This window comes from Acinetobacter sp. (assembly GCF_050285345.1).
GTDB lineage: Bacteria > Pseudomonadota > Gammaproteobacteria > Pseudomonadales > Moraxellaceae > Acinetobacter.
In genome coordinates, this window is sequence record NZ_JBLZXR010000119.1 from 1 (window position 1) to 10,435 (window position 10,435).

The 10,435-nt window shown below is 41.7% G+C and carries 9 protein-coding genes and 1 tRNA gene; 4 read left to right on the top strand and 6 right to left on the bottom strand.

What is annotated here, in order from left to right; translation table 11 throughout:
- Window positions 1–2 precede the first annotated feature (2 nt).
- From ACN6OV_RS10625 to ACN6OV_RS10640, 4 genes are all read right to left on the bottom strand, one after another.
- Window positions 3–74: transfer RNA gene (locus ACN6OV_RS10625), tRNA-Gln, on the bottom strand.
- A gap of 1 nt (window position 75) precedes the next feature.
- On the bottom strand, window positions 76–924 hold the full coding sequence (ispE, locus tag ACN6OV_RS10630; protein WP_427952775.1) for a 4-(cytidine 5'-diphospho)-2-C-methyl-D-erythritol kinase: 849 nt from the start codon (window positions 922–924) through the stop codon (window positions 76–78).
- Between the two features lie 21 nt (window positions 925–945).
- On the bottom strand, window positions 946–1,527 hold the full coding sequence (gene lolB, locus ACN6OV_RS10635; protein ID WP_427952777.1) for a lipoprotein insertase outer membrane protein LolB: 582 nt from the start codon (window positions 1,525–1,527) through the stop codon (window positions 946–948).
- A 9-nt stretch (window positions 1,528–1,536) separates the two neighbouring features.
- A complete protein-coding gene (locus tag ACN6OV_RS10640) occupies window positions 1,537–3,249 on the bottom strand; it encodes a tetratricopeptide repeat protein (protein WP_427952779.1) in 1,713 nt (570 codons plus the stop codon).
- 78 nt (window positions 3,250–3,327) lie between these two features.
- Between ACN6OV_RS10640 and hemA the strand changes: the two genes are divergently transcribed.
- Entirely contained in the window at window positions 3,328–4,611 is a 1,284-nt protein-coding gene (hemA, locus tag ACN6OV_RS10645) for a glutamyl-tRNA reductase (RefSeq protein WP_427952781.1), read from the top strand.
- A 62-nt stretch (window positions 4,612–4,673) separates the two neighbouring features.
- Here the strand turns inward: hemA and ACN6OV_RS10650 are convergent, their stop codons facing one another.
- Both ACN6OV_RS10650 and ACN6OV_RS10655 read right to left on the bottom strand, forming a co-directional pair.
- Window positions 4,674–6,614: a DNA primase gene (locus tag ACN6OV_RS10650; protein ID WP_427952783.1), complete on the bottom strand. Its 1,941-nt coding sequence runs from the start codon at window positions 6,612–6,614 to the stop codon at window positions 4,674–4,676.
- Between the two features lie 213 nt (window positions 6,615–6,827).
- A complete protein-coding gene (locus ACN6OV_RS10655; protein WP_427952785.1) occupies window positions 6,828–7,817 on the bottom strand; it encodes an outer membrane protein assembly factor BamD in 990 nt (329 codons plus the stop codon).
- A gap of 71 nt (window positions 7,818–7,888) precedes the next feature.
- Here ACN6OV_RS10655 and rluD point away from each other — a divergent pair, with 71 nt between their 5' ends.
- From rluD to ACN6OV_RS10670, 3 genes are read left to right on the top strand one after another with little or no spacing between them, the layout of a single operon-like run.
- The gene (gene rluD, locus ACN6OV_RS10660) at window positions 7,889–8,941 is read left to right on the top strand and encodes a 23S rRNA pseudouridine(1911/1915/1917) synthase RluD (protein WP_427952787.1); all 1,053 of its coding nucleotides are present in this window, start codon (window positions 7,889–7,891) and stop codon (window positions 8,939–8,941) included.
- Window positions 8,942–8,995: 54 nt separating this feature from the next.
- The gene (pgeF, locus tag ACN6OV_RS10665) at window positions 8,996–9,736 is read left to right on the top strand and encodes a peptidoglycan editing factor PgeF (protein WP_427952789.1); all 741 of its coding nucleotides are present in this window, start codon (window positions 8,996–8,998) and stop codon (window positions 9,734–9,736) included.
- 40 nt (window positions 9,737–9,776) lie between these two features.
- Window positions 9,777–10,328, top strand: a complete 552-nt coding sequence (locus tag ACN6OV_RS10670; protein ID WP_427952791.1) for a flavodoxin family protein — start codon at window positions 9,777–9,779, stop codon at window positions 10,326–10,328.
- The last annotated feature ends 107 nt before the right edge of the window (window positions 10,329–10,435 follow it).

The following is a 10,435-nucleotide window of genomic DNA, read 5'->3' on the forward strand; positions in this document are numbered from 1 at the left end:
GGCAGGGGTAGCTGGATTCGAACCAACGGATGCCGAGATCAAAACCCGGTGCCTTACCACTTGGCGATACCCCTATCAAACTTTAAAATGACGTAATGGTGATTCTTTTAAACTCTGAACCAAGTAAGATTTACATGGCGCATTTTTTAAAATGTCATCAATATTCATATTTTCAGTTACTTCAGTAAAAACACAAGCACCTGTACCTGTAAGCTTTGCTGTACCGAACTGATCTAAATACTGCATCGCTTCATCGACTTCGGGATATAAACTTCTTGCCACTGGCTCAAAGTTATTTCCAAAATCAGATGGTGATTCCTGATAGCCGCAAAATTTAGTAGGCTTCGTGTCTCTTGTCAACGTTTTTTGTGAAAAAAGCAGTTGAGTGCTGATAAAACAGTCAGGTTTTAACACAATGTACTGCTTTTGAGCTAAATCTATGAATGTTAAGTATTCACCGATGCCTTCTGCCCACGCATTTAAGCCATGAACAAAGACTGGAACATCTGCACCAAGTTGTAAACCCAATGCAGCCAGTTGCTCAGTATTTCGTCCACATTGCCAAATTTTATTCAGCACGATCAGCGTCGTTGCGGCATTGGAAGAGCCACCACCGAGTCCTGCACCCATCGGAATACTTTTTTCGATGTGGATTTTTTGTGCCGTTCGGTGTTGTGCAAAGGGCTCGAGTATTTTTGCAGCACGATAAATTAAATTTTGCTCAAGTTGAACATCATTTAAGCCATCAATCTGAATCAAATTAGTTTCTGATGAATAGTCTAACGGGCTAAATTCAAGCCAGTCGTACAAATCAATCAGCTGGAAAATGGTTTGTAATTCGTGATAGCCATTTTCACGGCGGCCAGTGATATGCAAAAACAAATTCAGTTTTGCAGGAGAAGGAACACGAATTACAGAAGTCATAAGTCAGCTTAATCAAAGAAATTAACGATTTTGAATCACCATTGTAATACGGTTTTCCTTACCAGACTCAAGCGCTTGTTTCAAAATTAATTTATTCGGCAAGTTTGCAGCTTCGTTATAACTCAAATCTACCGTCCAGCCATCTTCAATGATTTGTAGTGGACGCTGTGCTGTATCACGTTCAATTTTGGCTTGCGTCGTGGCAGGGCGAGCTTGTACCCAATCAACCAAATGGGTAATTGGTGCTTGCCAGCCGGTTGCACGTTCTAATAATTCTTCAGGTGTTGCTGCTTCGATCAGACCAGTTTTTGCACTGTTCAGTTGTACATCGCCAGGTTTACCACTGATTTGAGTTTTGCCTACACCTAAAATTCCGCTGAGCTCAATATCAAACTCATCACGGTCTTGGACCCAGGTAAAAAATGCGCTACCAGTTTGTTGTGGGGTGCGTACACCAATTTTACCTTGCAGGTTAAATTGATTGGCTGCAATTTCTTCAGGCGTTGGCACAGGTGTTTGGGGTTGTATATATGGCTGACAACCAGTAAAAAATAATGCACAACAGGTCAGGGTAGATAGCCCCAGTTTTGAAGTGAGATACATAAAAGGTCTTTAACTCTTTTTCATTTGTAGGGGTAACAATAGCGAATTCAGCTGTTCTAATTGCGGATCATTCGGATATTTTTGTTGGAGTTGTTGTAACAACGCGTCAAATTTTGACATATCGCCGAGCATGAAAACTGAGCGTGCATAGCGAATCCCAATTTTAATACTGTTGCTGAGTTCATAAGCCTTTTCAAGCACCGAAGCAGAAGTGCTGAAGTCATTTTGTAGATAGCAAATATAGCCTAAGGTATCTAAAATGGAGGCTTGTTCAGGGGCAAATTCCAGCGCATGTTCGACATATTTACGTGCTTCATCTAGACGTCTATTTTGTACCGCTAGGGTATAAGCATAAGCGTTCAGATAAGTGGGGCTATTCGGCTCAATTTCCAGTAATTGTTTGAGCAGCTTATCCAGTTTATCTTTGTCTTGATGCGCATCAAGCAGCAGCACTTCGGAGTAAATTAGCTCTGGATCTTCAGGTAAGTTTCGCACCGCTTCATCGAGTAAACGAATCGCGGCTTTTTTATTGTTCATGCGCTTTAAAATATCAGCCTGTGCAAGATATAAGAAACTGGCATGCTGTGGATAATTCACCCGTTCTTGCGTCAAAAAGCGTAAAGCATCAGGTAGCTTATTTTGCTGTGCAAAAATATTAATCATATTACGGCGTGACACGGTATAAAGACTGCCGTCCACCAAACGGTAATAGGCTTTGGCTGTTTCAAAATGCTCTTTACGTTCGGCATTGACCGCCAAATAGTAGTAGGCTTCATTTTGATATTGAGTTGAATAACGCAATTCAACTAAATATTTTTCTGCTTTTTCATATAATTCAAGGTCAATACTGGTCAGACCCGCCATAAATAGCGCTTCTTCAGCTTTTGGCCACTTCTTTAAAATGTCTTCAAGTTTTTCTAAACCCGGTTCAGATTGGTTAATCTTAATTAAATATTTAGCTTCAGCCAGTCGGACTTCCATATTGTTGCGGTGTTTACGACTGGATTTTTCAAACCATTTTAAGGTCTCGTCTTCATCTCCCAAAGCCAACAGTAAGTTGGCTTTCATTAGGATATAACCAGTGACTTTTGGGCGTTTTTTGAGTGCTAAATTAATGGTGTTGAGAGCATCGGCGATTTCTCCATTTTGCGCCTGTAAGCCAGCCACCAAAACTAAGATGGAAGGATTGGTTTTTTCTTTGCTGGCCGTGAGTGCTTGAATTAGATAAGCACGATCCTCAGGTGATTCTGGGGAAATCCCAGCCAGAATTTGTTCTAAGTCGGCATTCGGGTCGATGGTTAATATTTTATCGAGTGTTTCCGCGGCCAGTTCATATTCATGGGCTTTTAATGCAATATGTGATAAATAAAATAATGCAGGGACATCTTCAGGTTCTTGGACAACCCAATGGGTAGCAATGTCTAAGGCTGCACGTAAGTCGTTTTGTTCAATCGCAACATTTAAGGCACGTTGTTTGACCATGCTTGATTTACTTTTAATGGCCAGCACGGTGTAGTTATGCAAAGCAGTCGGAATGTCGTTATAAGCTAAGGCAAACTCGGCAATCATACTTTGTTTAATTGCATCATATCCTGAATTTGCATGGTAAACTTCCCCCACAGCCCGAATAGGGGCAGTAGAAGCCATGCTACCGACAAGTAAGAGTGTGGTAGAATACTGCTTTATTGTCTGGCCGCTTAGTCGGCTATTTGTTAGACGCAATTTTTCTTGATCCAAGTAATGCTTTTTATGACACCGATGTTGCACAATAGCATAAATTTAGCGAAATGATGATCTGATATGTCTTTCTTTGCATTGGGTGTCAACCATCAAACCGCCTCTGTAGAGCTGCGTGAGCAAATTGCTTTTAACCCTGAAAAGTTAACTGCATTGCTGGAACAGCAAAGCCATACACCTGAATTGAATGACATGGTGGTGGTGTCTACATGTAATCGTACCGAAGTGTATGCCATGTCTGAAAATGCAGATATGGTATTGAATTGGCTCGCCCAATCAAATGGTATTGATGTAAAGCTGTTGTCAAATCATGTATATCGCTACGAAAATGCACAAGCAGTCACGCACTTGATGCGTGTCGCGAGTGGCTTGGATTCACTGATGTTGGGTGAGCCACAAATTTTAGGCCAAGTGAAAACTGCACTCTCGCTCGCCAAAGATGCAGAAACTGTCTCAGCCAATTTAAACCGAATTTTTGAATATGCCTTTTATGCAGCCAAACGTGTCCGTTCGGAAACTGCAGTAGGCAGTCACGCTGTTTCAATGGGCTATGCCGTTGCACAATTGGCACTGCAAGTTTTTAGTAAACCTGAACAGTTAACCGTTTTGGTGGTTGCTGCCGGTGAAATGAATAGCTTAGTGGCGAAGCATTTGGCCGAAATGGGTGTGGGAAAAATTATTATTTGCAACCGAACTCGTGCTCGTGCGGAAGTCTTAGCGCAAGAAATTGCGCATCGTGTTGAAGTTGAAATTATTGATTTTGATGCCTTGGCTGAAAACTTACATCGTGCCGATGTCATCTCAAGTTGTACCGGTAGTTTACATCAAGTCATTCATTTTGCAGATGTCAAAGCTGCGCTGAAAAAGCGTCGTTATAAGCAAATGTTGATGGTGGATTTAGCCGTTCCACGTGACATTGAGGCCAAAGTTGAAAGTTTGGATGGCGTGTATTTGTATGGTGTTGATGACCTGCAAACCGTGATTGAAGAAAATTTGGCACAACGTCGCCAAGCAGCAGTTGAAGCTGAAGTCATGGTGAATCAACTGGTGACAGAGTTAATCACGCAACAAAAGGTCAATCTTGCCGGTTCAACCATTCATGCTTACCGTGAACATGGTGAATCATTACGTCAGGAAGAACTGGCTCTTGCACTGGGCCGTATTGCAAAAGGTGAAGATGTAGCCAAAGTGATGCAGGAATTTTCTCATCGTCTAACACAAAAATTGCTCCATCCAACTTCAATTGTGCTGCGTCACGCGGCAACGGCAGAAGATCCTGCCTATTTTGAGATGTTGGAACAAGATTTGGCGCATGTGGCGGAACACCGTCGTAAGCCGAAGAAATAATTTAATAAGTAATTAAAGTCGAAATACAGATTAAAAGGTCGCTCATCACTTGAAGTTTAGGATTAATCTTCAAGTAAGGTGAGCGATCTTTTTTTATCAATATCATAAATCCGTTGTTTTAAATTACGCATTTCAGCAAGGCTAGAAAATTTATTGGATTTAATTTTTAGTTGCAGGAATTGATATTGCAGTTTGATGGATAAATCCGCTGCGAGTTTATCGGCTTGTTCAGGCGAAGAGGTATAGTCGCTGATATTGGCGTGTTCTAAAATATGCTGCAATTCATGATGATGTGCTGCACATGCACCGAGTACATAATACGTTGACAGCTCTGGGTCATCAGGCAGCTCATCAAAAATCACATTGAAAATGCTCAAAATATGATAGAGCAATAAATCTTGAGACACTAAAGCACGTAAAGGCTCAAAGTGAATATACAGATAAGGGTGATTGATCAAAATCGCAATCACATATTCTTCAGCATCAATTTTGGTACTAAAACTTAAAGAGGCGTCATTGTTAACTTGTGGTTGCCATTTACGGCTAAAACCGAGTTTTTCACGGAAATATTGCTGTAAAAGATAGCGATATGATCCACCTTTGGGTAATAACTCGGTCAACTGCCTCAGTTCACCCATGACCTGACTTTTCCCTTCAGGCGAGGTCACGTTATGGTTTTGCGTCAAATGGGCAAAGACAAATTCTGACAACAGTGGAGAGGTATCCAGCAAACGTCGAAAATTTTCAATGCCTTCACGACGAATCAGTGAGTCAGGATCGTGGTCATTCGGTAAGACAAAGAACTTCAGTTCACGACCGTCATTGAGCAGTGGCAGTGCAATTTCAAGGGTACGACGAGCGGCTTTTTGACCTGCGGCATCACCATCGAAAGCGATAGTAATACGGCTATTTTGTTTAAATAAAATGTTGAGGTGTTCGGTATTGCTGGCTGTTCCTAAAGTTGCTACAGCGCCATGAATGCCATATTGCTGTAGGGCAATGACATCCATATAACCTTCAACCATGAGCCAGTCTTGAGCCTTTTGTTTACGGCCTTCATATAAGCCATACAGCAACTGATTTTTATGGAAAACTTCTGAATCAGGTGAGTTGATATATTTGGGTTTAATTTCGTCATTTAAGGCACGACCACCAAAGCCGACCACACGGCCTTTGGCATCACGAATTGGGAAAATTACCCGTTCACGTAGTAAATCAAAGTCACGACCGCTGTCACTGGTCCGAATCAAACCAAGGAGTTTGAGGCCTTCAATATCTTGTGGAAAGGCTTTTTCCAGATGTTGCCAATCTTCAGGTGCATAGCCTAAGCGCCAGTAGGCAATCGTTTCTGCACTCAGACCACGTTGTTTAAAGTAGGTTTGACCCAGTGGACTAAACGGAAGTTGCTGCTCATAAAACTGGGCGACATTTTCTAGTAAGTCATAGAGGTTACCGTCTTGCGGTACATCTTCAAAACCCTCATTGATTTGATCAAAATGTGCAAAAGGGTCGTTGCCATAGAAGGCTTCTTCGGTATTTTGAAATTCGGCAAAGGGATCATGCTCAAAGCTATTGTGGCTTGGGGGATTTTCTGATTTTGTTTGTTTAGATGTATTGATTTGTTCTGCGGTATTGTTTTTTTGAGCAGCTTGAACAATAGGTTTAGGTTTTGATTCACGTTTATATTTGAGTTTATTGGAATCGTGATTGTCTTTAGGTAGTTCAATACCAGTTTGGCTAGATAAATCTTTCATCACTTCGATGAAGTTTCGACTGCCAATATCCATTAAAAAACGGATGGCATTCCCATTGGCCTGACAACCAAAGCAGTGAAAATATTGTTTATCGCGATAGACATGAAAAGAAGGCGATTTTTCCTGATGAAAAGGGCAGCAACCTGAATAGGTGCGTCCAGTCTTTTTCAATTTCACAAACTGACCAATCACATCGACAATATCGGTGCGATCTAAGATTTGATCAATGGTATGTTGAGGAATGGCCATGCTGTATTTTCTGTCTATCAATGAGGTCAGTTAGTGCAGTTCGTGAATTAAAACGAGTTCAGCAATGCAATGTATACGCAGAAGTAGAATGAGTCATGCTCTTTGACGTATTGTATACCTTTTAATCTATCTGATTAAGCAAATCATGAAAAGACAAAAGGGCAAGTATTCTAACTTGCCCTTGGTGAAAAATCGACTCTAACTGTAGTGATATTATTCAGCTGGTTCAGTTGACTCGGTATTTTCGGTTTTTGGACGATCCAATAAGCCGAAGCTTAAACGATTGGTCAAACTGCGTTTTTCTTCAGGTGCTTCAACTTCAGTGGCATTTTGCTCACTCATGGTTTGAGCTTCTTGACCAAAAATCCCTAGTGTTGCGCGGTTAAGGAAGCTACCTTCACTACGTGCTGCACGCATATTGACCGAGCCATCTGACTTCACCAGTTTTGGATAGTTTAGTTTCAACACTTGAATATATTGTTGTGAAGTCGCTGTATCGCCCAATTTGTCATAACCATAAGCAATCGTTGCTAATGCTTCTGGTACTTGTGGGGCTTGTGGGTAATGTTCAACCACCCAAAGTGAACGCTCTACAGCAGCTAACCATGCTTTACGTTTCACGTTAAAACGTGCTGCATTCATTTCACTTTCAGCCAATTCCTGACTGATAAACTTCATACGCTGTGCTGCATCGACAGCATATTCACTAGAAGGGTAGCGACGGATGAAGTCGACGAAATTTTGATACGCCACTTTTAAATAGCTCACATCACGATGAGACTGCTTTAAAGAGGTATAACGAAGCAAGCCATTATAGTTTTGCTCCATGTTCGATACACCACGAACATAGTAAGCGTAGTCAACTTGCGGATGTTGCGGGTTCATACGAATAAAACGGTCTGCAAGTGCAATTGCACCTTCATAGTCTTTTTGCTGAAACTTTACATACAATAGTTCAAGTTGTGCTTGCTGTGCATAGTTCCCTGTCGGGTAATAGGTTTCTAATGCTTCAAGGTGTTTTGCCGCATCTGTATATTGGTGACGATCAAGCGCTTTTTTTGCTTTTTCGATATAAACCTGTTCGCTTGACTGTGGACCTGTGTCAACCACTTCTTTCTTGGGATTACTACTACAGCCTACCATTGCCGATGCAATGCCGATCGTTAGAGCAAGCATTGTCATTTTATATTTTGGTAGCGACATAAAAATTCCTCTGTTAATACGGGCAATGAGCTACAATTGAACTATTAAACCACTTTTGTCTGAATGAGCAAATGAGTCAAGCACAATCTTCCAATTCTAATTTCCCTGAAACTGATTTCAATTTACTTGAAGATTCTGAGGATGCAGATAACCATACTTCAGACTCAACTGCAACACGTTTATCGTTGCAATTTCAATTGGATGAAAGCTATTTAGGACAGCGTATCGATCAGGTTTCTGCACTGGTTTGGACTGATTTTTCTCGTGAAAAACTCAAACAGTGGCTCAAAGAAGGGCATTTGTTGGTCAATGGTAACACTGTGAAACCAAAGTACAAATGTGAAGGTACTGAGCTGTTGACCTTAGAAGTTGAGCTAGAAGCGCAAACTCGTAGCCTACCTGAAGATATTCCCCTGAATATTGTCTATGAAGATGACGATATTATGGTGATCAATAAGCCCGTCGGTATGGTTGTACATCCGGGTGCTGGAAATAGCACAGGGACATTGGTCAATGCGATTCTATACCACTATCCTAAATCTTCAGAACTCACGCGCGCAGGTTTAGTGCACCGCATCGATAAAGATACCTCGGGCTTATTGGTGGTGGCGAAAAATCTTGAGTCACAATTTTCGTTAAGTAAGCAATTGGCGAAAAAATCAGTTTACCGGATTTACGACCTTGTGGTGTATGGCAATATTATTGCAGGTGGGACAATTGATGAACCGATTAAACGTCATCCAGTCGATCGCGTAAAAATGGCGGTACTTCCGGGTGGTAAAGATGCGGTCACACATTACAATGTAAAAGAGCGTTTCCAACACTTTACCCGTGTGCAAGCACGTTTGGAAACAGGGCGTACCCATCAAATTCGTGTACATTTTACTTATATTGGGCATGGATTGGTCGGTGATCAAGTTTATGTGCCACGTGTACGTATGCCAGCGGGTGCATCTATGTTATTAGACGACACATTGCGTGGCTTTAAACGTCAGGCTTTGCATGCAGCAAAATTGGGTCTGGTTCATCCACGTACGGGTGAAGACATGATGTTTGAAGCACCATGGCCAGAGGACTTTAATAACTTGGTCGAAGTGCTACGCACGGAAAATAAAGCTTATTAATTGGTTTTGATCACTTGCCTGATTTGACCGCCATATTGAAACAAGGACAGTAACATGCAATTTGTACAAGGACTCCCACACGGTATTTATGTGGGGCAGACTCAGATTCAACATGATCAAACTCAGGAGCCGAAACAACCTGAGTTGGCAGGGTTTAACCTTGCCTTGCATGTGGGAGATGATGCTGCACGTGTACAAAAGCATCGTATGATTTTATTGCAAGACTTTGCTGAATATGGCGTGAATAAAATTAGTTGGATGAATCAAACTCATAGCACCATTTGCCACACCATTAATGAGCAAATTTTATTTGATGCCCCTGAGGGTGATGGCATGGTGACGCAAATTCCACGTCATGCCTTAATGATGATGACTGCGGATTGCTTGCCTGTGGTTTTGGGTAATGCAGAAGGTACAGAAGTCGCTAACTTACATGCAGGCTGGAAAGGTTTAGCGCACGGTATTATTGAAAATACCATTTTAACCATGCAAAGTCAGCCGACATGGGCCTGGCTCGGCGCCGCCATTTGCCAAGACAGCTTTGAAATTGGTACAGAAGTAAAAGCGGCTTTTTGTGAGAAATATCCTGAGCTGGAAACTGCATTTAAAGCGGGAGTAAAAGAAGGCAAGTTCTATGCCGATCTTTATGCCATTGCACGTTATATTCTTGCCTTACATGGGGTTAAAACCGTCCTCGGTGGCGATCAATGCACCTATCGTCAATCTGAAGACTATTATTCATATCGCCGTGAAACAAAAACGGGGCGCATGGCAACATTCGTCTTTATGCTTTGAAAATGTTAAACTTGACTGAATCTCTCGACTTTTTATTGATATGTCTTTGACTGCTAAATCTCTTGCTGTTGTTTATCACAGTCCCTATGGGCACACTGCGAAAGTGGCGAATTATATTGTCCAAGGCGCAGAAAAAGCGGGTGCGAACGTTCATTTAATGAATGTGGAAAATGTCGATTGGGATGTGCTCGATCATGCCGATGCCATTATTTTTGGTTGTCCAACTTATATGGGCAGTATGAGCGCGGCAATGAAATTGTTCATGGAACAATCATCAAAACGCTGGTTGGCGCGAACTTGGCAAGGAAAATTGGCAGCCGGTTTTACCAATGGTGGTGGTTTGAGTGGCGATAAACTTGCGGTATTACAGCAAATTAATCTATTCGCGATGCAACATGGCATGATTTGGAGTGGTTTACCACTAATGCCTACGGGGCGTAGTAGTACCGATTTAAACCGAATGTCGAGCTTCTTGGGTCTCATGACTCAGTCTGATAATGCTCCTGTCGAAGTGACACCGCCAACAGGTGATTTAGAAACTGCAATCTGGTTCGGTGAATATATTGGGTTGTTGCTCAATAAAATTCATTAGAAGTTGATTTATCTAGAAGTTCTGTTAAAAATCATAGGACATACGCATTGACAACATAAAAAAATGATGAATATGTTGTATAACATGTAAGTGATCAGACAAACCAA

Bases quoted from the DNA above. Each gene is read 5' to 3' on its own strand.
- ispE (WP_427952775.1), bottom strand. From the start codon at position 924: ATGACTTCTGTAATTCGTGTTCCTTCTCCTGCAAAACTGAATTTGTTT.
- ACN6OV_RS10670 (WP_427952791.1), top strand. From the start codon at position 9,777: ATGTCTTTGACTGCTAAATCTCTTGCTGTTGTTTATCACAGTCCCTAT.
- pgeF (WP_427952789.1), top strand. From the start codon at position 8,996: ATGCAATTTGTACAAGGACTCCCACACGGTATTTATGTGGGGCAGACT.
- hemA (WP_427952781.1), top strand. From the start codon at position 3,328: ATGTCTTTCTTTGCATTGGGTGTCAACCATCAAACCGCCTCTGTAGAG.
- ACN6OV_RS10650 (WP_427952783.1), bottom strand. From the start codon at position 6,614: ATGGCCATTCCTCAACATACCATTGATCAAATCTTAGATCGCACCGAT.
- lolB (WP_427952777.1), bottom strand. From the start codon at position 1,527: ATGTATCTCACTTCAAAACTGGGGCTATCTACCCTGACCTGTTGTGCA.
- rluD (WP_427952787.1), top strand. From the start codon at position 7,889: ATGAGTCAAGCACAATCTTCCAATTCTAATTTCCCTGAAACTGATTTC.
- ACN6OV_RS10655 (WP_427952785.1), bottom strand. From the start codon at position 7,817: ATGTCGCTACCAAAATATAAAATGACAATGCTTGCTCTAACGATCGGC.